The sequence below is a fragment of the Pseudomonas sp. Pdm06 genome, assembly GCF_014851795.1.
GTDB classification, from domain to species: Bacteria; Pseudomonadota; Gammaproteobacteria; order Pseudomonadales; family Pseudomonadaceae; genus Aquipseudomonas; species Aquipseudomonas fluorescens_AA.
The window spans coordinates 244,218-267,939 of record NZ_JACVAH010000010.1 but is presented as its reverse complement, the minus strand read 5'-3'; the positions used below and the strand labels follow the sequence as shown (position 1 = coordinate 267,939).

Genomic DNA, 23,722 nt, shown 5'->3' with positions numbered 1-23,722 from the left:
CAGCCATGCAGAGGCTTGAGACATTGATCGAGAAAACGATCAAGGATCATCTGAGGGATGCTGGTTTGCTGGGTCAGCTGAACCGTTGCTTGAAGGTTGAGGGCATTGGCTTTCTGACCGGAGCCCGCTTGCTTACGGCATTTCAGCGAGGGGATTTCAGAAGCGCAGACGCCTTCATTGCCTTCTTGGGGATGGACTTGCGAGTGTCGAAATCAGGACAAAAAGACGGGCGCCGCAGCTTGAGTAAACGAGGCGACCCGGAAGTTCGTCGGCTGTTACACAATGCCGCCATGTCGGCTAGCCGCACATCTGCCTGGAGAGGCTTCTATGAAAAGCAAAGAGCTCGTGGTTTCACTACCACTCAGGCGTTGGTAATGCTGGCTCGCAAGCTTGCTCGGATCGTATTCGCTCTGCTGAAAGAGCAAAGCAAATACCAACCCAAAGCGGCTTGAGGGCTTCCCCTCAACCATAGAATCTCCCACAGGGGGTTTGCAGCGCTCGGCCCATTGTGGGAGCGAGCTTGCTCGCGATGGCGGACAACTCGATTCGAAACCCTACACCCCGGCCGCCTTCAACCGCTGCGCATGCTCGACAAACAACCGGACCGGCTCGGCCCCCTTGCCCACCAGCCCCAGCGACTGGTTGACGATGTCGAAGTGGTCCAGCGGATAGTCATCGCCGATGACCGTGCCCAGGTGTGAGCTGTAGCGTCCGACCAAACCGTCGCACTGTCCCGCTTCCCTGACAAAGGTGCGGGCAAATAAACGGCAAGTGCGGTTGGTGCCGTCGAACAGATTGCGCCCTTTATCGGTCTTGCCCGGCTGCAAGGTGCCGGACCAAGAGTAATAGCGCACGCCATTGACTTCTTCCGGCCCGTGCCCACCCCAGGTAACCGGCAGGCCCTGTGGATAACCTTGATTGAACAGCGCCACCCCGGCGGCGGTCAGGGAGGCGTGGGAAGCATGGATGTCCACTGGCAGCTTCGGCCCCCGATAGCCGGTGTCCAGCAGGCTCATCAGGGCGTTGATCAGGCTCAGCACGGCACTGAGCACACGCCCCTTGGCACTGTCGGCCGGGTAGTGGGCCTGCAGGTAATCGGCCAGTTCGGAGCCATGGTTGGGGCCGGCCACCGACGTGACCGACGCCACCAGGTCCGGGCGTTTGGCGGCGGCATAACGGGCGGTGAGGCTGCCCTGGCTGTGGCCGATCAGGTTGACCTTCTGCGCACCGGTTTGCCGCAGGATGTCGTCGATCAATGCCAGCAACTGCTCGCCGCGCACCTCGGACGAGTGCAACGGCGAAACCTTCACCGCCACCACCACGGCCCCACCGCGACGCAACGCCGAGACGATCCCATACCAGTACGGGTACAGCACCAGGCGTATGAACCCGAACATGCCCGGGACCAGTACCAGCGGATAACGAGTGGCGCAGCGTTGCGACATGGCGACATCCTTGTGATCAAGAAGGGATCAGCATCAATACCGATGATGACCAGTCTATGACACCCAGATGAATCCGTGGCGAGGGAGCTTGCTCCCGCTGGGCTGCGCCGCAGCCCCCTCTCAGAAAGATCGCGCCAAGGCCAGCAAGCGCTCCTCGGCCTCGGCACAAGACAACGCGAAGCTGCGCTCGGCTGACTCTTCGCCTTCGGCCGCCACCACCGTCACATCGGTGATGCCGAATGGGAATTGCACTGACACATTTCATTAAACTTTTTGCCTCGTTCCTCACTCCACCTAAGAAGTGATCGCGCCAGCAGAGCGTGACGCTCCAACCGGATCAGCCTCCAGGAGAACGAGATGAGCGACATGCACTTATCCGATGTAACCACCCTGCGCGAACGTGCGCGGCAGAACGTGCAGAACGGCGCAGTGACCGAAGGCTATGGCGCCGACCGACAGGAAGTCATCCGCCTGCTCAACGAAGCGCTGGCCACCGAACTGGTCTGCGTGCTGCGCTACAAGCGTCACTACTTCATGGCCTCCGGCCTCAAGGCCAGCGTGGCGGCCAGTGAGTTCCTCGAACACGCGAACCAGGAAGCCGAACACGCCGACAAACTCGCCGAGCGCATCGTGCAGTTGGGCGGCGAGCCGGAGTTCAACCCTGACCTGTTGACCCGCAATTCCCACGCCCAGTACGTTGCGGGCAACACCCTCAAGGAAATGGTGTACGAGGATCTGGTGGCCGAACGGATCGCCATCGACAGCTACCGGGAAATCATCCAGTACATCGGCGAAAAAGACCCGACCACCCGGCGCATCTTCGAAGACATCCTGGCCCAGGAAGAAGAGCATGCCGATGACATGGCCGATATCCTGGCCGATCTGTAATAGCCTTCAGGGCCCAATCGCGAGCAAGCTCGCTCCCACAGGGGACTGCATTCTGTCTGAAAGAATGCGGTCAAAATGTGGGAGCGAGCTTGCTCGCGATGAGGCCAGCCACCTCACCGCACAACCGGGCTACCGGGTAGGCTTGACCGTCACCGGCGCCTTGCCCGCCTTCATCTGCTCCAGCAGCGGCGCGCACTGGTTCGGCTCACCCCCACTGGGCGCCACCAGCGCCAGCAACCCGGCCGCCGGCGCGGCGATCACGCCCAACGCCACCATTCCGGCACCGCGCAGCATCAGGGGCACGGCCTTGACGCCAGCGGCGGGCTTGGCGAACGGGCCGCGCACGTACAACGGCGAGCGCAGGGAAATCAGACGCCAGCCCTTGGACTCGGGAGTGATGGTCAGGTCCAGTTGTTCACTCGCCATGTTCGCCGTGCCGTCGATGTAGATGATCGCGTTCTCCGTGTCGAACACGAACAGCCGCGTGGTCGCCAGGCCCGTCTTGATGTCGAAGTCCGCCGCCGCGCAGTTGATCTTCACTTCTTTGTCGCCAAAGATTTTTCCCACCACGTAGTTGCCGACGTTCAGTCCCGCCAGCTCCATCAATTCCCGACTGATGGCGCCATCGTTGATGAGCATTTTCAGCGTGCCATTGGCCGTGCCCAGCAGTGCCGCCACCGAATTGCCGCGCCCGGCGATGTCGGCATCGCCGTTCAATTCGCCGAAACTGGTTTTCATCGGTTCAAAACCCGGGAACAGTTGCTTGAGCTTGAACCCTCGCGCCGTCAGCTTCGCCTGGCCTTCAAGGGGCTGGGTGTGCCCGTTGAGGCGGATCTGCGCATCGAGGCGGCCACCGGCCACACCGAAGCGCAGGGGTTCCAGGCTCAACTGCCCATCATTGAGCACCAGGTGGGTATAAAGATCGCTGAACGGCAACTGCTCGCTGTGAACGATGCGCTTGCCGGTGAACTCCACATCGGCGTCCATCACGCTCCAGCGCTCGGTGCGAAACTCTTCCACGGGCAAGACCTTGTCGGTCGGCTGTTTGCTGGCGCCGCCCCGGGCCTTTTGCTCGGCATTGGAGTCCGCACCGATCAGCGGCGCCAGGTCGCTGAACAGCAGTTGATTGGAGACCAGCGCACCACTGAGTTTCGGCCGCGGCTGGCTGGCGACATAGGCTAGGTCGCCATGGATATCGCTGTCGCCGATCTTGCCGTTGAACGCCTCGTAGCGGAACAGCGCCCCACCCGGCTCATGCAGCTTGGCAATCAAGCGGCCATCGGTGGCGTAAGGCGGCGAATCCGGCAAGGTCACGCCGGTCAGCGGGTAAAGATGAGCGAGGCTTTTGCCGGCCAGCTTCAGGCGCAAGTCCAGGGCCCCGAGGTTCAGCGGGTCGGTGAGGGTGCCAGCCAGTTCGATGCGAGTGTCGCCGATCTTCGCCTGGGCCTGGAGCGGAAAGGGTTGTGACGCATCCTGCAACGCCAGCAAGCCACCGACCTTGCCGGAGCCGGTCAGGTTTTGCCCGTGATACTGCCCGTTGACCTTGAAGGCGAACGCATAGTCCTGCGGCGTCGCGCCTTGGTCCTGGGCTTTTTTGGCGGCCTTGTCGCCAACAATGTCGCTGAACGGAATGGGTTTGCCCAACGGATCGATCAACAGGTCGAGCCGGGTCTTGAGCGTCTGGTCGTCCAGAGTGACGTGGCCCTTGTCGAAGCCGATGGCGCCAATGTCCACCACCCAGCTGGACGGCTCGGCGTCCGGGTCCTTCGGGTCGAACTGGAAGGTCCAGTTGGCGCGACCGTCCGCCAGGCGTTGCAGGTTGGCGTTGGGCTCCGTCAGGTCGATGCGCGGAATCGCCACTCGCCGGGCCAGCAAGGCCAAGGGCGAAACGCGTAGCTCGACACGCTTGAGCGTGACCATTTGCGGGTTTTTCGACCAGTCCGGGTTACCCAGGCTCAAGTCTTCGGCCACCACATGGGGCCACGGCAACCAGGCGCGCCAGCCACCTTCTCCCGGTTCGCGCTGCCAGACCACCGCCAGGTTGCCGTTGATGGCGAAGGGGCGATGCAACTCCTCGGAAACCTTGGCATTGAGCGGGGGCTTGATGCGGTTCCAGTCGAAGAACGCGATGACCAGGACCAGCACCGCCAGCAGGACAACAAGGCTGGCAAAGCTCCAGGCGAGGATTTTCGAGGTGCGCGTCATGCACAAGGCTCCTGATGACAAGTCAGCGTCCGCAACCACGGCGCTGTTGGAAATACGAACCCGCAGTCGGTTCGTCATGAAAGGTTGGACTGATGAAACGACCAACAGGTGCCGATGAACGGCACAAAAAAATGCCTGGATCCTGACCAATCAGCCAACAAACTGTTACCGCACCCGCACATTTACGAGGCGCCAATGGGTACAAAATACCCACCGCAGTGCAAAACCGAACCCCGGAAACGCCCGATCTAGAGCCTTCCCCCAGAACAATCAATTCCGTTGATTATTACCATTGTCTTTATGAACTTTTATATCGACTTATCGAGAGTAGCATTGCCCTCGTACCCACTTTATCGCCCTCCCAAGGAGCAACGATCATGAAACGCCAATTACTGATGAGTCTTTCACTTTCTCTGCTGGCCTCTACCGCCTTCGCACTGCCAGCTTCCGAACAAGCCACGCCACAGGTCAAGGACAGCCATTCTGTCTACAGCCAGACCGTCGCTGAAGGCGGAAGTGATCGCCTGAAGGAAAAAGGCCTGGCAGCAGATGGTTCCGAGCGCACCCCACAAGGCCAGACCTTGGCAGCTGACGGTTCCGACCGCACTCCACAAGGCCAGACCTTGGCAGCTGACGGTTCCGATCGCACTCCACAAGGCCAGACCTTGGCAGCCGACGGTTCCGACCGCACTCCACAAGGCCAGACCCTCGCAGCTGACGGTTCCGACCGCACTCCACAAGGCCAGACCTTGGCAGCTGACGGTTCCGACCGCACTCCACAAGGCCAGACCTTGGCAGCTGACGGTGGTGACCGCGTGATCGAACGCAACAGTGCAGTGAGCTGAGCCCATGGTGGCCCAGAAAAAAGCCCGATTCCTGCAATCGGGCTTTTGACTTTTCAAACCCCTCGTTTTCCCCGCCCGATCCCTCTCTACCGTTCGACGTCGGCAAAGCCGATTTGCTAGAGTGCGTCGCTCCCGTGAATCAGAAGTCAGCCTTGCGATGCTGCCCCGCGCCGAACAGAAACAACAGACCCGAATTGCCCTGATGGACGCAGCCCGCCATTTGATGGAGTGCGGCCGGGGCTTCGGCAGCCTGAGCCTGCGGGAAGTCGCCAGGACGGCAGGCATCGTGCCCACCGGATTCTACCGGCACTTCGAGGACATGGACCGACTGGGCCTGGCATTGGTCAGCGAAGTCGGCCAGACCTTTCGCGAGACCATCCGCCTGGTACGCCACAACGAGTTCGTCATGGGCGGCATTATCGATGCGTCGGTGCGGATCTTTCTCGATGTGGTGCAAGCCAACCGATCCCAATTCCTGTTCCTGGCCCGCGAGCAATACGGCGGCTCCCTGCCGGTGCGCCAGGCCATCGCCCAATTGCGCGAAGGCATCAGCTCGGACCTGGCCGCCGACCTGGCCTTGATGCCCAAGCTGCAGCACCTGGACCTGGCCGCCCTGGGCGTGATGGCCGACCTCATCGTCAAGAGCGTGTTCGCCACCCTGCCAGACATCATCGACCCACCGGCCCAAGCCCTCCCCGAACACCTCACGCCCCAGGCGAAGATTACCCAGCAACTGCGGTTCATCTTCATTGGCCTCAAGCATTGGCAAGGGTTGGGCAGTACCGAATAACCCCGAATGTATCCACTGTGGGAGCGAGCTTGCTCGCGATTGCGGTCTGTCAGCGACATCAATGCTGACTGACCCACCGCTATCGCGAGCAAGCTCGCTCCCACAGATTTTTTGTGCAAGCCGCAAAATGGTGCGCGACATCCCGACACGCACCAACATGGCACGCAATCCGCCCCATCCTGAAACGCCATCCCAGCTATTTCCTACACCTTCTTCGATTGGCAAGCCCCTTGCTCTAAACACAGCACCGTTCATTGCTGGAAGCACTCCGATGCTGGTGATCCACCGCAGAATCGACACTCAACCGCGCTGGGACGCCGAGCTGCACCTGACCTTCGACGCCCGTAGCAAAAGCCGCCTGCGCTGTTTCAGTGCCGAAGGTGAAGACGTGGGATTGTTCCTGGAACGAGGCCAGCCGCCGCTGTACGACGGCGAATGCCTGCAGGCCGAAGACGGGCGCATCGTGCGCGTCTGCGCCCGCGCCGAACAATTGCTGCACGTCACCTGCGCCAACGCCTTCGAACTGACCCGCGCCGCCTATCATCTGGGCAATCGCCACGTGGCCCTGCAAGTGGGCGACGGCTGGCTGCGCCTGCTGGACGACTACGTGCTCAAGGCAATGCTCGAGCAACTGGGCGCCAGCGTCGAATCCATCGAAGCCCCGTTCCAGCCAGAACACGGTGCCTATGGCGGCGGCCATCATCATTCCCGGCACGGCGACGAAGACTTCAACTACGCGCCGCGCCTGCATCAGTTTGGCGTGCGCACATGAACCCGGCCTGGGCGCTGCTGCGTCTGGCCAGCCCGCAGCTGCCGATTGGCGGCTACAGCTATTCCCAGGGGCTGGAGATGGCGGTGGACAATGGCCAGGTGAAAAACCCCGACGACGCGCGGCGCTGGATCAGCGATCAATTGCTGTTGAACCTGGCACGCTTCGAAGCGCCCTTGCTGCTGGCGCACTGCACCGCAGCCGCCGCTGACGATTGGGACGCGCTGCTGCAACATTGCGAAGAGCACCGCGCCAGCCGGGAAACCCGCGAGCTGTATCAGGAGAGCCGGCAGATGGGCTACTCGTTGCAGCAATTGCTCGCAGGCCTGCCGGAACTCGACCACGCCGCGCGAGGCTTTCTCGAACAGCGCAGCGAGCCGCATCTGGCACTGGGCTGGGCCCTGGCCGCCCGCGCCTGGCAGATCGCCCCCCAGGACGCTCTCGCCGCCTGGCTGTGGAGTTGGCTGGAAAACCAACTGGCGGTGCTGATGAAAACCCTGCCCCTGGGCCAACAAGCGGCCCAGCGCCTGACCAGCGAACTGCTGCCGCTGTTGCAACAGGCCCAGCACGACGCCTCGAACATCGACCCCGATCATTACGGCAGCGCCGCATTTGGCCTGTCCCTGGCGTGCATGGCCCATGAGCGCCAGTACAGCCGCCTGTTCCGTTCCTAGGAGACACACATGAATACACAACCTCTGCGCGTCGGTATCGGCGGCCCGGTGGGCTCCGGCAAGACCGCCCTGACCCTGGCCCTGTGCCTGGCTCTACGTGAACGCTACAACCTGGCGGTGGTCACCAATGACATCTACACCCGCGAAGACGCCGACTTCCTGGTGCGCAACGAGGCCCTGGCGCCGGAGCGGATCATCGGCGTGGAAACCGGCGGCTGCCCGCACACGGCGATTCGCGAAGATGCGTCGATCAACCTTGAAGCGGTGGACCAGTTGAACCGGCGCTTCCCGGGCCTGGACCTGATCCTGGTGGAATCGGGCGGCGACAACCTGTCGGCGACCTTCAGCCCCGAGCTGTCGGACCTGACGATCTATGTGATCGACGTCTCGGCCGGCGACAAGCTGCCGCGCAAGGGCGGGCCGGGCATCTGCAAATCCGACCTGCTGGTCATCAACAAAATCGACCTGGCCCCCCTGGTGGGCGCGTCCCTGGAGATGATGGACAGCGACACCCGGCGGATGCGCAACGGCAAGCCTTTCGTGTTCAGCAACCAGAAGACCGGCCAAGGCCTGGACGACATCATCGCCTTCATCGAGCGCCAGGGCCTGCTGAGCGCCGCCTGATTTTTCGACTGACAACAAGGAAGCTTATCCATGACGTTCAAACGCATTCTCGGCGCCCTCGCCCTGCTGCTGACCCCGGCCCTGGCCTTCGCTCACCCCGGCCACGGCGACAACGGGCTGATCGCCGGCCTCGGCCATCCCATCGGCGGGCTCGACCATTTGCTGGCGATGCTGGCGGTCGGTCTGTGGGCTGCACAACAACAAGGCGCCGCGCGCTGGGCACTGCCATGTACCTTCGTCGGTACGATGCTGCTTGGCGGCCTGCTGGGCTTTGAAGGCCTGGACCTGCCAGCGCTGGAAAGCGGCATCGCCGCCTCGGTGCTCGCCCTGGGCCTGGCGGTGGCACTGGCGGTGCGTCCGCCGTTGAGCCTGGCGGTCGGTGCAACCGCCCTGTTTGCGCTGTTCCATGGCGTGGCCCATGGCTTGGAACTGCCGGACATGTCGAGCCCATGGGCCTATGCGGCAGGCTTCGTCGCGGCCACGGCGGCGCTGCATGGCGCAGGTTTTGCGCTGGTGCGGGTGTTGCCGCAAGCGGCGGCGCCGTTGGTCAGGTTGGCCGGGGCGGCTTCGGCGGGGGCTGGGGTTTGGTTGTTGGCCAGCTGATTCTTTAGCGCCTGCCTGGCCGCCATCGCGAGCAAGCTCGCTCCCACAGTTTGTTCGGGCTTCCACACTTTGATCGGTGGCCCTTGTGGGAGCGAGCTTGCTCGCGATGACGGACTTACAAGCGCCATCTCTCTGGAGTCGGTCACTCTGCTACCATGTCGCGCAATCGCCTCCCCCAGCCGTGACGACTTCCGCCGATGCCTGACGTTTCCCGCCCCGTCCCCCAGCCTGAATTGATCGCCCTGTTCGCAACAGTGCGTCAGCATTTTCACGACGTGATCGTGCCGATGTGGCAAGGCCCGGGTTGGAATGCCGAACTGGCGCTGCCCTATGAATCCCTGGATGCCGGACATGCGCCGCTGCCGCCCCAGCGCTACCGCGCCATGGCCTGTGCGCGGCAGTTGTATGTGTTCGCCAGCCTGATTGGCGAAGTCCCCCAGGCCGAGGAGCGGGCCAGTGCCCTGTTCCGCTCGCTGCAACGACATTTCCATGATGCCGAACACGGCGGCTGGTTCTACAGCATCGACCCCCAAGGCGCGCCGCTGGACACCGGCAAAGACCTCTATACCCACGCCTTCATCCTGTTCGCCTGCGCCCATTACTGGGACAAGGTCCGCGAACCGCTGGTGGAATCGGTGCTCAACGCCAGCCTGGAGGTCATCGCCCAACGCTTTGCCAGCGCAGACGGTCTCTACGAAGCCAGCCTCGCGCGCGATTGGTCAACGACCGGCTCCGGCCCGCTGCAAAACCCCTTGATGCACCTGGCCGAAGCTTTCCTCGCCACGCTTTCGGTCCGCGAAGACGCCAACGTCCGTCAAGCATTGCTGAGCTTGTGCGACGGAATGGCCAAGCATTTCATCGAGCCGCAGCAACGGGTCATGATGGAAAAACCGCTCAAGGCTGTGGATAACTGGTTCGAGCCGGGGCACCAGTTCGAATGGTATTACTTGCTGGCCTCATCGCCGTTGTTGCGTAACGGCAAGCTGCACACCGCCCTGGAGCGCAGCTTCGACCATACCGAACAACGCGGCGTCGATCCGGAATCCGGCGCGGTGTGCGCGATGCTGGACCAGGAACCACAAGCAAACCCGCGCGATGCCACCCAACGCATCTGGGCTCAGGCCGAGTACCTGCGGGCACTGACATTACGCCCTGGCAACCAGGGAGTGTTACTGCGTCAATTGCAGGCTTTGCAGCATCACTTCCTGCATGCCAAGGGCTGGAATGAATGCCTGGACGCCAACGGCATCGTCAGCCGCCGGGACATGCCGTCCACCACGCCCTATCACCTGCTGACCTGCTATCGCGGGCTGGCCGATTATCTAGGCTGATTGGCAAACCGCTATCGCGGGCAAGCCTTGCTCCCACAGGGATTTGAGCAGCCCTACTTCCCAGGAATGAATCAAGCCTGTGGGAGCAAGGCTTGCCCGCGATGAACGATAACGCAGTCTTATGTTTTGTTGCGCTCGATGGCAAACCCGGCCCAGGTCTGGCTCACCGGCATCAGCTCAAGGCTGTTGATGTTGATGTGTGCCGGGGCGTTGAGCACCCAGAAAATCGTATCGGCGATGTCCTGTGGCTGGATCGGCTCGGCGCCGGCATACGTCGCGTTGTAGCGCTCCTGGTCGCCACCGAAGCGCACCAGGGAGAACTCGCTCTCGCACAGGCCCGGCTCGATGTTGCTCACCCGCACGCCCGTGCCTTGCAGGTCGCAACGCAGGTTCAGGGAGAACTGTTTGACGAACGCCTTGCTCGCGCCATACACGTGGCTGCCCGGATACGGGTAGTTGCCGGCGATGGAACCCAGGTTGACGATCCCGGCGCCACGGCCGTGGGCGATCAGGCGCGGCAACAGCAGGCGCGTGCTGTAGATCAGCCCTTTGACATTGGTGTCGACCATGGTGTCCCAATCATCGAGGTCGCACTTGGGGGCCGGGTCGACGCCCAGGGCCAGGCCGGCATTGTTGATCAGCCCGCGCAGCTTGGCGAAGGATGGCGGCAGGTTGGCGATGGCCTCTTCCATGGCCTTGCGATCACGCACATCCAGGACCAGGCCATGGACTTCGGTCTGCTTCGACAATTCGGCACACAGGGCATTGAGGCGTTCTTCACGACGACCAGTCAGCACCAGTTTCCAACCGGCCTCGGCAAACCGACGGGCACAGGCTTCACCAAAACCGGACGTCGCGCCGGTGATAAACAGGGTGTCAGACATCGTGTTCTCCTTGTTTGAACTGCAAAAGCCATTGAATGGAAATCGGCCCACAGCATGCCCGGCCTGGCACGCCAGGGGCAAGGCTTCGCATGAGCTTTTGGCCCACGGCTGCTCATAAAACAACCAATCCACGCCAGGCCTCGCCCAACAAGGCCCGCAGCCGGTTGCTCGCACCTTATCCACAGGCACGTCCACAGTAATCGGGGGCAAGTGCAAATCTCGCAGGCCGCTGTGCATAAGGCTTTTCGGGGTATTTGGAATTTTTTTTCGCTTGACCCTGCAAGTGAGGTTGTGCAGCGCAAGTTATCTGCTATAAGCCACTGCGAAATAGGCGATGGCTCCAAGCCAGTAACGACGGCCCTCAGCGCGGTCTTTCCAGAGTTTAGTCACAGACTTATCCACAGGCTTGCCCACTGTCTTTGGAGTCCATTCCGGCGCTCATAAAAGTGTTGACAACAGCCGCTCCCGCCTGACCAAAAACGCCTGATCAAAAAACGATCACAGCCTTGCAAGCCACGGATTCAAAGGCTTTCAGCCAGCTACTCCCACGTTACCCACAGCCAGCTCCACAGCAAACGGGGACAAGTCAAAACCGTGACAAAACAACTGTTTGCGGCGACTTTATGTCGCGGTTTCACAGGGGCTCAGGATTGTTGTCCACAATTCTCCCAAGCGACCAAAGTCCCTTGTGGGAATGGGTGGTGGTTTGAAGAGATAAAAAAACCGGCGATCTCTCGCCGGTTTTTTACATTACAGCAGCCGCCTCAATGCCCGCCCAGGTACGCGTTGCGCACCTCCTCGTTGGCGAGCAGTTCCTTGCCAGTGCCGGTCAGGCGGATTTCACCGTTGACCATCACATAGGCCCGGTCCGACAACTTGAGGGCGTGGTTGGCGTTCTGTTCCACCAGGAAGATGGTCATCCCGGTGGACGCCAGTTCACGCAGGGTGGCGAAGATCTGTTTCACCACGATCGGCGCCAGCCCCAGGCTCGGCTCATCGAGCAGCAACAACTTGGGCCGGCTCATCAATGCCCGGGCGATGGCGAGCATTTGCTGCTCACCACCGGACATGGTCATGGCCCGCTGGTTGCGACGCTCCTTGAGCCGTGGAAACAGCTCGAACATGCGCTGCATGTCTTCGCTGGCGTATTTGTCACCGATGGGAATGGTGCCCATCAGCAGGTTTTCCTCGACGGTCATGTCCGGGAATACCCGTCGCCCTTCCGGCGACTGCGCGATGCCGTTGGAGGCAATGTAGTGCGACGACTTGTGGGTGATGTCCACGCCCTGGTAGATGATCTGCCCGCCCGCCGCACGGGGTTGGCCGAAGATGGACATCAGCAACGTGGACTTGCCGGCACCGTTGGAGCCGATCAGGCTCACGGTTTCACCTTCGCCAATGTGCATCGAGACCTTTTTCAGGGCCTGGATCGGCCCGTAGAACACGTCCAATTCCTTGAGTTCGAGGATAGGTCCACTCATACCAGTTCCTCTTCGTCGGCACCCAGGTAGGCCGCGATCACCTTCGGATCGTTGCGAATCGCCTCGGGACCGCCCTCGGCGATCACGTTGCCGTGGTCCAGCACCACGATGTGATCGGAAATGCTCATTACCATGCCCATGTCGTGTTCGATCAGCACCACGGTCAGATCATGCTCGTCGCGCAGCAGCCGGATCATCGCGCTCAGCGCTTCGGTTTCCTGAGGGTTGAGGCCGGCGGCCGGTTCGTCGAGGCAGATGATCTGCGGGCGGGTGCACATGGCCCGGGCGATTTCCAGGCGCCGTTGCTGGCCGTAGGAAAGCTCCCCGGCTAGGCGGTTGGCGCAATCCACCAGGTCCACCACTTCCAGCCAGTAGAAGGCATGGTCCAGCGCATCGCTTTCGGCCTTGCGGTAGCCCTTGGTGTTGAGGATACCCGCCAGCATGCTGCGGTTGACCCACATGTGCTGGGCCACCAGCAGGTTTTCCAGCACCGACATTTCCTTGAACAGGCGAATGTTCTGGAAAGTACGGGCCAAACCAGCGCGGTTCACCAGGTGGGTGCCACCGAACATCTTGTAGTACAGCCGGCTGGCGAAGGACTTCGGCGAGACGAAGTCCGTCGGGCGAAACGCTTCTCCCAACAGCTTGATGACGTTGGTTTGCTCGCCACGCACATTGAGCTCGATCTTGCCGCCCGTGGCCTTGTAGAAACCGGTCAGGCAGTTGAACACCGTGGTCTTGCCCGCGCCGTTGGGGCCGATCAGGGCAAAGATCGAGTTGCGTTTGACTTGCAGGCTGACATCGCTGAGGGCCTTGATCCCACCGAACTGCATCATCAGGTTTTCGACTGAGAGTACGACTTCGCTCATGGCGCTACCCCCTTGCGCGGCGTCACGCCGGTACGGCTGATACGGATCAGGCCGCGTGGACGCCAGATCATCATCAACACCATCAGTACGCCGAACAGCAGCACCCGGTATTCGGAGAAGCTGCGCAGCAGCTCCGGCGCCACGGTGAGCACGAATGCCGCGATCACCACGCCGACCGTCGAGCCCATGCCGCCGAGCACGACGATCGCCAGGATCAGCGCCGATTCGAAGAAGGTGAACGACGACGGGTTGACGAAGCCTTGGTAACTGGCGAAGAACACCCCGGCCAGGCCAGCCGTGGACGCACCGATAGTGAACGCCGAGAGCTTGACCAGTACATGGTTCAGGCCCATGGAGCGGCAGGCGATTTCATCCTCGCGCAGGGCTTCCCAGGCACGACCGACCGGCATGCGGGTCAGGCGATGCTTGACGTAGAGCACCAGCAGCACAGTGATGAACAACACGATGTAGATGAACAGGAATTTGATGTTGGGGTTGTAGTCGATGCCGAAGAACTCATGGAACGGCACCCCGCCATCCTTCGCCCGCCTGCCGAATTCCAGGCCCAGGAAAGTCGGTGAAGGAACCGGCATGCCATTCGGTCCACCGGTGAACGACAGCCAGTTGTTGAGCACCAGGCGAATGATCTCGCCAAAGCCCAGGGTCACGATGGCCAGGTAGTCACCGTGCATTCGCAACACCGGGAATCCCAATATGCACCCCGCCATCGCCGCCGCGATGGCCGCCAGCGGCAGCACCGTCCAGAAGCCCAGCCCCAGGTATTGGTAGCCCAGCGCCAGGCCATAGGCGCCGATGGCGTAGAACGCCACGTAACCCAGGTCGAGCAGCCCCGCCAGGCCGACCACGATGTTCAGGCCCAGGCCCAACAGCACATAGATCAGCCCGAGAATGACCACCGTGAGCACGTATTTGTTGGCGAAGAACGGAAACACGATGGCAATCACGATCAGTGCCGGGATGATCCAGCGCAGCCGCGATTTGTAGTCCGGCGGCAACACGTGCACGCCGGAGCCGGTGCTTTCGAAACCCTGGAGAATCTTCAGTCCCTTGGGGGTTTGCAGGAACAGGCTCAAGGCGAAGCGCCCGATCATCACGATCGCCACCAGCCAGCCGACGCGGGCCGGTTGCAGGTTGAAGCTGTAGCCGTCGAGCACCACGCCGACAATTGGCCCGAACACGATCAGCGAGATCAAGCCAGCCAGGATCGCGTCGATGACGCTCTGTTTGATATCAAGCGGTTTATTGGCAGCAGACATACTTATACCTTCGCCACGAGTGGGCGACCCAACAGGCCTTGGGGACGGAAAATCAGAATCAGCACCAGCAGCGAGAAACTGAACACGTCTTTGTAGTCGGAGTTGATCAGACCGGAGAACAGCGACTCGGAAATCCCGAGGATGATCCCGCCGAGCATGGCCCCAGGCAGGGAACCGATGCCGCCGAGTACCGCCGCGGTGAACGCCTTGATGCCGATGATGAAGCCGGCATAGAAGTCGAATGTGCCGTAGTTCATGGTGATCAGCACGCCGGCCAGGGCCGCCATGGCCGCACCGATGATGAATACGTAGGAAATCACCCGGTCGGTGTTGATCCCCAGGATCGAGGCCATCTTGCGGTCTTGCTGGGTGGCGCGGCACATGCGTCCGAGCTTGGTGTACTTGATGATGTAGGTCAGCAACGCCATCCCGGCGAATGCGGCGATCAGGATGAAGATCTTGGTGTAGGTGAGCTGGACGAAACCGCTGCCGATGTCGACGCGCATGGCGCCTTCGAGCAGCGTCGGGACACCCTGTTGACGGGCACCCTGGCTGATCTGTGCGTAGTTCTGCAGGATCAGCGAAATACCGATGGCACTGATCAGCGGTGCCAGCCGGGTCGAGTTGCGCAGGGGTTTATAGGCGACGCGTTCGATGACCCAGCCGTAGACCCCGGTGACCACCACCGTGAACACGAGCGTGCCAAGGATCATGAGCGGAAAGGATTCAATACCGAAGTAAGCCAGCAGAGCCAGACTGATTGCCGCGAGGTAAGCGGAAATCATGTAAACCTCGCCGTGGGCGAAGTTGATCATGCCGATGATGCCGTAGACCATTGTGTAGCCGATGGCGATCAGACCATAGACCGACCCGAGGGTCAGGCCATTGATCAGTTGCTGCAGGAAAATACCATCCATAACGCAATCTCACGCAGTGAGAACCTGCACACCTTCGGGTGCGCGGTTCTTCTAAGGAAAATACAGATTAACGTCGGAGCAATGTCAGGCACGACCTGCACGCGCCCTTTGGAAACCGGGGTTTGCCCGGCCCCCAAAGGAGGCGTTGACGGTCGCGTCAGCCCTTACTTCTGTTTTTCCAACTGGTGGTACTTGCCGTCCTTGTCCCACTGATAGACCACGTAGTCGGAGACTTTCAAGTCGCCCTTGGTGTCCCATTCCTTCTTGCCCATCACGGTCTGGACGGGGTTGGCCTTGAGCCACTTGGCCGCGTCTTCGCCTTTATTGGACTTGGCGCCATTGAACCCGGCGGCCAGGGCCTGGACCGAAGCGTAGGCGTACAGGGTGTAGCCTTCAGGCTCGGTACCATTCTTGCGGAACTCTTCAACCACGGCCTTGCTGTCTGGCAGCAGGCGCGGGTCGGCACCGAAGGTCATGTACACACCATCGACGTATTGCGCGCCGCCGGCGGTGGTGACCAGTTCGTCGGTCACGATGCCATCGTCGGACATGAACTTCACGTCCTTGAGACCCTGCTCACGCAACTGGCGAACCAGTGGGCCGGCTTCCGGGTGCAGGCCACCGAAATAGACCACGTCGGCACCGGTCGAACGGATCTTGGTGACCACGGCACTGAAGTCTTTCTCGCCGCGGGTCAGGCCTTCGTACAGCACCTCCTTCACACCGCGCTTGGCCAGTTGTGCCTTGGTGGCATCCGCCAGGCCTTGGCCGTAGGTGTCCTTGTCGTGCAGCACAGCCACTTTCTTGCCCTTGAGCACGTCGACGATGTAGTCACCTGCCACGATGCCCTGCTGGTCGTCACGACCGCACATGCGGAACATTGCGCTCAGGCCGCGCTCGGTGACCTGTGGGTTGGTGGAGCCCGGGGTGATGGCGATGATGCCGGCTTCGTCGTAGACCTCGGAGGCCGGGATGGTATTGGACGAGCAGAAGTGCCCGACCACGCCGATCACCTTGTCCTGGTCGACCAAGCGGTTGGCCACTGCCACGGCCTGCTTGGGTTCGCAGGCATCATCACCCGCGACCAGTACGATTTTCTCGCCGTTGACGCCGCCGGCCTTGTTGATGGCATCGGCTGCCGCCTGGGCACCCTTCATGTACTGCTCGCCGAATGCGGCGTTGGCGCCGGTCATCGGCCCCGCCACACCGAATTTCACATCAGCTTGGGCAAACGCAGAAACACCCAGCGCAGCTGCCACTGCGAGGGCCAGGAAACCTTTCTTGTAAAACGTCTGGGACATGAGGTGGTGCTCCAAGGTTTTTTTTAGTTGGCACTGCGACTTCATTTCACTGAAAAGCTCAGAGCAAGGGCCGTGCCATCGGTTTTTTATTCTGAAAAAAGTCGCTGCTTTATTGTTATTTCGACTGTTTCGGGCCCTTTTTCATGGGGCGTGCAACCGTCTAAACCGCACAAGGTGCAACCTTTTATCCAAACGGGTAAAACCCTCCATGAGCCATCATTGCAACCATGGCGCGAAACGGCGTGCAACCACTGTGTAACAACCCACGTCACCGAACTGCACACTGTCGGTGCGCGACTGCTACAACCCGCACCATAACAGGCTAGACGCTACGCCGGAAAACGCGGCTTCCAGCAACAATTTTCAACACTCAAATGACGATCCGCAGGCACTGGCCCGCGTGATACAGCGAAAAGCCCGCCTCATACAGGCAACTGCGCAACCCCACCCCGGCCAGTGGCTGCATGGGGGCGAACGGGATCGGCAGGGCCTGGGCATTACCGTGACACAGGTAATCGGCAAACGCCTTGCCGACCACCGTACCGGTGGTCACGCCTCGGCCGTTGTAGCCGGTCACGGCCACCAGCCCGGGAGCGGGTTCGAACAGGCGCATCAAGTGATCGGGAGTGAAGGCGATGCAACCGGTCCAGGTGCACTCCCACTCCACCGGCTTGAGATAAGGAAAGTAGTGTTGCTGCACCCGGTCGGCCCAGGCCTTGAGGAACCAGGTCGGCTTGCGGTTGCCGTTGCCCAGGCTGCCCAGCAGCAAACGACCGTCCTTGTCCCGGCGGATGCTGCTCAGCACCTGGCGGGTATCCCACGAGCCCTGCCCGCCCGGAAGAATGCGTTGGGCGGCCTCGTCGGTCAGCGGGACGGACGCGACCTGATAGTAATAACCCGGGAAGAAATTGCGCCGCAGTTCGGTCCAGTCACCCTCGGTATAGGCATTGGAGGCAATCACCACCTGCTCGGCCAGTACCGAACCCTGGGCGGTCTGCACCGACCAGCGCTGGCCTTGACGTTCCAGGCGCGTCACCGGCGAATGGTCGAACAACTGGCCACCCAGGTCCGTGGCGGCCTTGGCCAGCCCGCTGGTGTAGGCCATCGGATTGAGCGTGCCGGCGCGGCGGTCGAGCAATGCCGCAGCGATTTTCGAGGTGCCGGTGGCCTCGGCACAGGCCTGGCCGGTGAGCAATTCCACCGGGGCGCCACGGCGCTTCCATTGAGCTTCGCGACTGCGCAGGTCAGCCTCGCCCCGGGCGTTATGGGCCATGTGCAAGGTGCCTTCGCGGCGCAACTGGCAATCGATGTTGTATTTATCGATGAGGCTGAACACCAGGGCCGGCGCGCCCCCCAGCATGCGGTTGAGCTGGCTGCCCACCGCCTCGCCGAATCCGGCCTCGATGTCATCCGGCGGGATCCACAGCCCGGCGTTCACCAGGCCGACATTACGCCCCGATCCGCCATGCCCGGCCCGATGGGCTTCCAGCACGGCCACGCGCTTGCCTTGTTCGAGCAAGTGCACCGCCGCCGACAGCCCGGTGAACCCTGCGCCGATCACACAGACATCCACCGTGATTTCGCCGGTGAGGGCAGTGTTTTCAGGCCTTTGCGGCGTCAGTTTTTCCCACAGACATTCTTCGCGTAACGGCATTGCCAGACTCCGAAAAAGAAACCCAACCACTACACATTCAATTGTGGGAGCGGGCTTGCTCGCGAAAGCGGACGGTCATCCAACATTGATGTCGACTGATACACCGCCTTCGCGAGCAAGCCCGCTCCCACATAGGATCACTGCTTGGCTCAAGCCTCAGTCGAAGGTAATCCCCTGGGCCAACGGCAACTCCAGCGAGTAGTTCACGGTGTTGGTCTGGCGACGCATGTAGCCGCGCCACGCATCGGAACCGGACTCGCGACCGCCGCCGGTTTCTTTTTCGCCACCGAATGCACCGCCGATTTCCGCGCCGCTCGGGCCGATGTTGACGTTGGCGATGCCGCAGTCGCTGCCCACGGCCGACATGAACTGCTCGGCCTCACGCACGTCGGTGGTGAAGATGCAGGACGACAGGCCCTGGGGCACGGCATTGTTCAGGTGCAGGGCTTCAGCGAAGTCCTTGTAGCCGACCACGTACAGGATCGGTGCGAAGGTTTCGTGGCGTACCACATCACTCTGCTCGGGCATCTCGACGATGGCCGGCGAGACGTAATAGGCATTCGGGAACTGGTCTTCGAGCTGGCGCTTGCCACCAAACACGCGCCCGCCTTCGCTCAGGGCCTGCTCCAGCGCGTCCTGCATGCCGTCGAAGCTGTGCTTGTCGATCAGTGGCCCGACCAGGTTGCCTTCCAGCGGATGACCGATGCGCACTTTCGAGTAGGCGGCCTTGAGGCGGGTGACGATTTCTTCCTTCACCGACTCGTGGGCGATCAGCCGGCGCAGGGTGGTGCAACGCTGGCCGGCGGTGCCGACGGCGCTGAACAGGATGGCGCGCACGGCCATGTCCAGGTCGGCGCTCGGCGCCAGGATCATGGCGTTGTTACCGCCCAGTTCGAGGATGCTGCGGGCGAAACGCGCGGCGACTTTCGGCGCCACTTCACGGCCCATGCGGGTGCTGCCGGTGGCGCTGATCAAGGCCACGCGCGGGTCGTCCACCAGGGCTTCACCGGCATCGCGACCGCCGATGATCACCTGGCTCAGGTACGGTGGTGCGTCGCTGAAGTTCTTCAGCACGCGTTCGAACAGCGCCTGGCACGCCAGGGCGGTGAGCGGGGTCTTTTCCGAGGGTTTCCAGATCACCGAGTTGCCACAGACCAGGGCCAGCGTGGTGTTCCAGGCCCAGACCGCGACGGGGAAGTTGAAGGCACTGATCACCCCGACCACGCCCAGCGGATGCCAGGATTCACGCATGTGGTGGCCCGGACGCTCGGAGGCGATGGTCAGGCCGTACAGCTGGCGGGACAGGCCGACGGCGAAGTCGCAGATGTCGATCATCTCTTGCACTTCACCCAGGCCTTCCTGGGTGATCTTGCCGGCTTCCCACGACACCAGCTCGCCGAGGTCGGCCTTGTATTCACGCAACAGGTCGCCGAATTGACGCACCAGCTCGCCGCGACGCGGGGCCGGCACCTGGCGCCACAGGTCGAAGGCGTGTTCGGCACGGCTGACCTGCTGCTCGACTTCAGCGGCGCCTTCCCAGTTCACGGCGCCGATGCGGCTGCCATCGATAGGCGAATGCACCGGCTGTGCGCCGCCCTGGTACAAGGCCGGATTGACGCCCAGACGATCAAGCAATGCAGCAACCATGGGGTAACTCCTCTAAACGAGCGATAAAAGATTGGCGGACGGACCATCACCGTACGCTCAGGCCTCTAGTTTTAGCTGGCCCGAGTCTTGCCAACAAACGACCATTAAGCGAGATATCATTCCGTTTATTCATGCTGCCCCTGACTCGATTTATAGAGCAACAAGAAAAAAGGCCCTCGTCATGCTCAATAAGCGCTATTTACCGTCGATTACCGCACTCCAGTGCTTCGAAGCCGTGACTCGCCACCTGAGCTTTACCCGTGCCGCCGAAGAACTCCATCTGACCCAGAGCGCCGTCAGCAAACAGGTCGCCCAGCTCGAGGAACTGTTGCAGCACCTGCTGTTTCGGCGTGTGCGCCGCCGCTTGCAACTGACACCGGCCGGGGAGTTGTACTTGGGGGAAGTGCGAAAAATCCTTACCCAGGTGGAGATGTCCACCCACTACCTGCGCTCCTACGGTGGCGATACCGAAGTGCTGCGTGTTTCCACGCCTCCGACCTTCGGTGCCCGCTGGCTGGTGCCCCGCCTGAAGGGCTGGCGGTTGCGTCATCCGAAAATTCATCTGGACCTGCGCAGCGAGCAGGAAGCCGACGACTTGCAGCAGGGGCGCAGCGACCTGGCGTTCTACTTCGGCCAGGGTTCACGCCCTGGCACCGAATCCCGGAGACTGTTCGACGAAGAGCTGGTGCCGGTCTGTGCGCCCGGCAGCCTGCCTGAGCAGGCCTTCACCGACCCGACCCAACTGGCCGAGCTGGTGCTGCTGCAAAACGCCTCGCGCCCCCAGGCCTGGCATGACTGGTTCGACAGCCAGGGCTACCACACCGAACACAGCTACCACGGGCCGCGTTTCGAAACCTTCTACATGTGCATCCGGGCCGCCCAGGTCGGCTGCGGCGTCGCCCTGCTGCCGCGGTTTCTGGTGGAAGAAGAACTGGCCGACGGCAAACTGGTCATTCCCTGGCAGCATGCGATGCCGAGCACCGATGCTTACTACTTGGCCTACCCGGAACATTCGGCGGAAGTGCCCAAGGTGCGGCTTTTCGTGGAGTGGATGCTGGAACAGCTCGATAGCCCTGATGTGCCGCAATAGCAGCAGCCAGCACCAAACCCTGTGGCGAGGGAGCTTGCTCCCGCTGGGGCGCGAAGCGGCCCTTTTCCATGCGGGCGCTGCGCACCCGAGCGGGAGTAAGCTCCCTCGCCACAGAAAGATACCTTGCCAGAGAAGAACCGGTGACCAAAAATCACTGGCAATCCCCACCCAGGTTATGCGCCACTAACCCCCTCATCCCAAACCGCCGCACCCCGCTGCCCGCCGCAGCGGCCTGTCAGGAGAACCCTATGAGCGAGAGCGTATTTGCCGATCGTATCGTGCAGAACCTGCTCGACACCGACTTCTACAAACTGACGATGATGCAGGCGGTGCTGCACAACTACCCCAACGTCGAAGTCGAGTGGGAGTTTCGTTGCCGCAACAGCGAAGACCTGCGTCCGTACCTGGCGGAGATCCGCTTCCAGATCGAGCGCCTGGCGGAGCTGAGCCTGAGCGCCGACCAGTTGGGTTTCCTGGAACGTATCAGCTTTCTCAAGCCGGACTTCCTGCGGTTCCTGGGCCTGTTTCGCTTCAACCTGCGCTACGTCCACACCGGCATCGACAACGGCGAGCTGTTCATCCGCCTGCGCGGCCCCTGGTTGCACGTGATTCTGTTCGAAGTGCCGCTGCTGGCCATTGTCAGCGAAGTGCGCAATCGCTATCGCTACCGTGAAATCGTCCTGGAGCAGGCCCGCGAGCAGCTGTATCGCAAGTTCGACTGGCTGAGCGCCAACGCCAGCGCCGAGGAGCTGTCCGAACTGCAAGTCGCGGATTTCGGCACCCGGCGGCGGTTTTCCTTCCGCGTCCAGGAAGAAGTGGTCAACGTGCTCAAGCATGATTTCCCCGGGCGTTTCGTCGGCACCAGTAACGTGCACCTGTCCCGGGAGCTGGACATGAAACCCCTGGGCACCATGGCCCATGAGTGGATCATGGCCCACCAGCAATTGGGCCCACGACTGATCGACAGCCAGATCGCCGCCCTCGATTGCTGGGTGCGCGAGTACCGGGGCCTGCTGGGGATCGCCCTGACCGACTGCATCACCATGGACGCGTTCCTCAAGGATTTCGATCTGTTCTTCGCCAAGCTGTTCGACGGTTTGCGCCATGACTCCGGCGACCCGGTGATCTGGGCCGAAAAAGCCATTGCCCACTACCACAAGCTCGGCATCGACCCGATGAGCAAGACCCTGGTGTTCTCCGATAGCCTGACACTGCCCAAATGCCTGGAGATTTTTCGGGCGTTGCGTGGTCGCATTAATGTCAGCTTCGGTATTGGCACCAACCTGACCTGCGACATTCCGGGTGTCGAGCCCATGAGCATCGTGCTTAAAATGATCAGCTGTGACGGGCAACCCGTGGCCAAGATTTCAGACGAGCCCGGCAAGACCCACTGCAAGGACCCGAATTTCGTCGCCTACATGCGACACGTTTTCCAAGTACCTGCCGCCCTTTGATACATCAAGCAAGGAGTGAATTCATGCAAGCCGTACAGCGTGAGATTGCTGAACAGCTCAAGGTCCAGCCACCGTTCGCCCATGACGCCGACCTCAAGGCCGAAATCGCCCGGCGAGTGAGCTTTATCCAGGATTGCCTGGTCAATTCCGGGCTCAAGTCCCTCGTGCTGGGCATCAGCGGTGGCGTCGACTCACTGACCGCCGGGCTGCTGGCCCAACGTGCCATGCGCGAACTGCGGGAGAAAACCGGCAACGCGGCCTATAAGTTCATCGCCGTGCGCCTGCCGTACGACACCCAGTTCGACGAGCATGAAGCACAGGCCTGCGTGGACTTCATCGATCCCGACGAGCGCCATACCGTCAATATTGGCCCGGCGGTCAAGGCCTTGGCCGAGCAAGTCGCCGCGTTCGAAGGCAAGGCGGCGGTCTCGCGGGACTTCGTGCTGGGCAACACCAAGGCGCGGATGCGCATGGTGGCGCAATACACCATCGCCGGGGCCGAGCAGGGCCTGGTGATCGGCACTGACCATGCGGCCGAAGCGGTCATGGGGTTCTTCACCAAGTTCGGTGACGGCGCCTGCGACCTGGCGCCGTTGAGCGGCCTGGTGAAAAACCAGGTCCGGGCCATCGCCCGTGACTTTGGCGCGCCGGAATCGCTGGTGGAAAAAGTCCCCACCGCCGATCTTGAAGACCTGTCGCCAGGCAAGCCGGATGAAGCCTCCCACGGCGTGACCTACGCCGAGATCGATGCGTTCCTGCATGGCCAACCGATTCGCGAAGAGGCGGCCAGGATCATTTGCGACACCTATCGCAAGACCGAGCACAAGCGGGTGATGCCTTACGCCCCGTGACCGGCAATCTCTGTGGGAGCGAGCTTGCTCGCGATAGCGGTGGGTCAGTTTGCATTGATGTTGGATGTGCTGCCGCCATCGCGAGCGAGCTCGCTCCCACAAGGAGCGGTTGCCTGGCATAAA

General features: G+C 61.7%; 22 protein-coding genes and 1 pseudogene. 12 read left to right on the top strand and 11 right to left on the bottom strand.

The features are described 5' to 3' along the window. Positions 1–452, top strand: a 452-nt coding sequence (locus IB266_RS18125) for a transposase (RefSeq protein ID WP_192261986.1), incomplete at its 5' end; no start/stop codon positions are given. Between the two features lie 102 nt (positions 453–554). Here IB266_RS18125 and IB266_RS18120 read toward each other — a convergent pair. Further along, on the bottom strand, positions 555–1,445 hold the full coding sequence (locus IB266_RS18120; RefSeq protein WP_192261985.1) for an esterase/lipase family protein: 891 nt from the start codon (positions 1,443–1,445) through the stop codon (positions 555–557). A 120-nt stretch (positions 1,446–1,565) separates the two neighbouring features. Beyond that, positions 1,566–1,682: pseudogene (locus IB266_RS30740) on the bottom strand (FMN-dependent NADH-azoreductase); the annotation flags it as partial. 120 nt (positions 1,683–1,802) lie between these two features. On the opposite strand from IB266_RS30740, the gene IB266_RS18115 reads away from it, so the two are divergent. Next, a complete protein-coding gene (locus IB266_RS18115; RefSeq protein ID WP_060739387.1) occupies positions 1,803–2,333 on the top strand; it encodes a ferritin-like domain-containing protein in 531 nt (176 codons plus the stop codon). Positions 2,334–2,462: 129 nt separating this feature from the next. On the opposite strand, the gene IB266_RS18110 is transcribed toward IB266_RS18115, so the two are convergent. Further along, positions 2,463–4,538 carry an AsmA family protein gene (locus IB266_RS18110; RefSeq protein WP_192261984.1) on the bottom strand — a complete coding sequence of 692 codons (2,076 nt, stop codon included), beginning with the start codon at positions 4,536–4,538 and terminating at the stop codon, positions 2,463–2,465. A gap of 377 nt (positions 4,539–4,915) precedes the next feature. On the opposite strand from IB266_RS18110, the gene IB266_RS18105 reads away from it, so the two are divergent. From IB266_RS18105 to IB266_RS18075, 7 genes are all read left to right on the top strand, one after another. Continuing rightward, positions 4,916–5,383: a hypothetical protein gene (locus IB266_RS18105; protein ID WP_192261983.1), complete on the top strand. Its 468-nt coding sequence runs from the start codon at positions 4,916–4,918 to the stop codon at positions 5,381–5,383. Between the two features lie 157 nt (positions 5,384–5,540). Then, positions 5,541–6,173, top strand: a complete 633-nt coding sequence (locus tag IB266_RS18100) for a TetR family transcriptional regulator (protein WP_192261982.1) — start codon at positions 5,541–5,543, stop codon at positions 6,171–6,173. A 271-nt stretch (positions 6,174–6,444) separates the two neighbouring features. After that, the gene (gene ureE, locus IB266_RS18095) at positions 6,445–6,945 is read left to right on the top strand and encodes an urease accessory protein UreE (RefSeq protein WP_060739391.1); all 501 of its coding nucleotides are present in this window, start codon (positions 6,445–6,447) and stop codon (positions 6,943–6,945) included. Next, positions 6,942–7,616: an urease accessory protein UreF gene (locus IB266_RS18090; RefSeq protein ID WP_192261981.1), complete on the top strand. Its 675-nt coding sequence runs from the start codon at positions 6,942–6,944 to the stop codon at positions 7,614–7,616. The genes ureE and IB266_RS18090 overlap by 4 nt, the downstream gene beginning before the upstream one ends. Before the next feature lie 9 nt (positions 7,617–7,625). Then, positions 7,626–8,240, top strand: coding sequence for an urease accessory protein UreG (gene ureG, locus IB266_RS18085; protein WP_060739393.1), 615 nt, complete (start codon positions 7,626–7,628; stop codon positions 8,238–8,240). A 30-nt stretch (positions 8,241–8,270) separates the two neighbouring features. Beyond that, positions 8,271–8,843: a HupE/UreJ family protein gene (locus IB266_RS18080; protein ID WP_060739394.1), complete on the top strand. Its 573-nt coding sequence runs from the start codon at positions 8,271–8,273 to the stop codon at positions 8,841–8,843. Positions 8,844–9,040: 197 nt separating this feature from the next. Further along, entirely contained in the window at positions 9,041–10,174 is a 1,134-nt protein-coding gene (locus tag IB266_RS18075) for an AGE family epimerase/isomerase (protein WP_192261980.1), read from the top strand. Between the two features lie 119 nt (positions 10,175–10,293). On the opposite strand, the gene IB266_RS18070 is transcribed toward IB266_RS18075, so the two are convergent. The 8 genes from IB266_RS18070 to IB266_RS18035 form a co-directional block, all read right to left on the bottom strand. Beyond that, positions 10,294–11,058, bottom strand: a complete 765-nt coding sequence (locus tag IB266_RS18070; RefSeq protein ID WP_003197302.1) for an SDR family oxidoreductase — start codon at positions 11,056–11,058, stop codon at positions 10,294–10,296. 764 nt (positions 11,059–11,822) lie between these two features. Further along, entirely contained in the window at positions 11,823–12,539 is a 717-nt protein-coding gene (locus IB266_RS18065; RefSeq protein ID WP_053117959.1) for an ABC transporter ATP-binding protein, read from the bottom strand. Next, complete coding sequence (locus IB266_RS18060; RefSeq protein WP_192261979.1) at positions 12,536–13,408, bottom strand: ABC transporter ATP-binding protein; 873 nt, start codon at positions 13,406–13,408, stop codon at positions 12,536–12,538. The genes IB266_RS18065 and IB266_RS18060 overlap by 4 nt, the downstream gene beginning before the upstream one ends. Continuing rightward, on the bottom strand, positions 13,405–14,685 hold the full coding sequence (gene livM / locus IB266_RS18055; RefSeq protein WP_060739397.1) for a high-affinity branched-chain amino acid ABC transporter permease LivM: 1,281 nt from the start codon (positions 14,683–14,685) through the stop codon (positions 13,405–13,407). The genes IB266_RS18060 and livM overlap by 4 nt, the downstream gene beginning before the upstream one ends. Before the next feature lie 2 nt (positions 14,686–14,687). After that, complete coding sequence (locus tag IB266_RS18050) at positions 14,688–15,602, bottom strand: ABC transporter permease subunit (RefSeq protein WP_053181516.1); 915 nt, start codon at positions 15,600–15,602, stop codon at positions 14,688–14,690. A gap of 164 nt (positions 15,603–15,766) precedes the next feature. Next, positions 15,767–16,903 (bottom strand): branched-chain amino acid ABC transporter substrate-binding protein, encoded by a 1,137-nt coding sequence (locus IB266_RS18045; RefSeq protein ID WP_192261978.1) that lies wholly within the window; start codon positions 16,901–16,903, stop codon positions 15,767–15,769. Positions 16,904–17,273: 370 nt separating this feature from the next. Then, a complete protein-coding gene (locus tag IB266_RS18040; protein ID WP_192261977.1) occupies positions 17,274–18,557 on the bottom strand; it encodes an NAD(P)/FAD-dependent oxidoreductase in 1,284 nt (427 codons plus the stop codon). 156 nt (positions 18,558–18,713) lie between these two features. After that, positions 18,714–20,204, bottom strand: coding sequence for an aldehyde dehydrogenase family protein (locus IB266_RS18035; protein ID WP_092205328.1), 1,491 nt, complete (start codon positions 20,202–20,204; stop codon positions 18,714–18,716). Between the two features lie 181 nt (positions 20,205–20,385). Between IB266_RS18035 and IB266_RS18030 the strand changes: the two genes are divergently transcribed. The 3 genes from IB266_RS18030 to nadE all read left to right on the top strand — a co-directional run bounded on the left by IB266_RS18030 (position 20,386) and on the right by nadE (position 23,599). Beyond that, positions 20,386–21,294 (top strand): LysR family transcriptional regulator, encoded by a 909-nt coding sequence (locus IB266_RS18030; protein ID WP_192261976.1) that lies wholly within the window; start codon positions 20,386–20,388, stop codon positions 21,292–21,294. 248 nt (positions 21,295–21,542) lie between these two features. Continuing rightward, positions 21,543–22,748: a nicotinate phosphoribosyltransferase gene (gene pncB, locus IB266_RS18025; RefSeq protein WP_060739403.1), complete on the top strand. Its 1,206-nt coding sequence runs from the start codon at positions 21,543–21,545 to the stop codon at positions 22,746–22,748. Between the two features lie 23 nt (positions 22,749–22,771). After that, entirely contained in the window at positions 22,772–23,599 is an 828-nt protein-coding gene (nadE, locus tag IB266_RS18020) for an ammonia-dependent NAD(+) synthetase (RefSeq protein WP_092255588.1), read from the top strand. Positions 23,600–23,722: the final 123 nt, after the last annotated feature.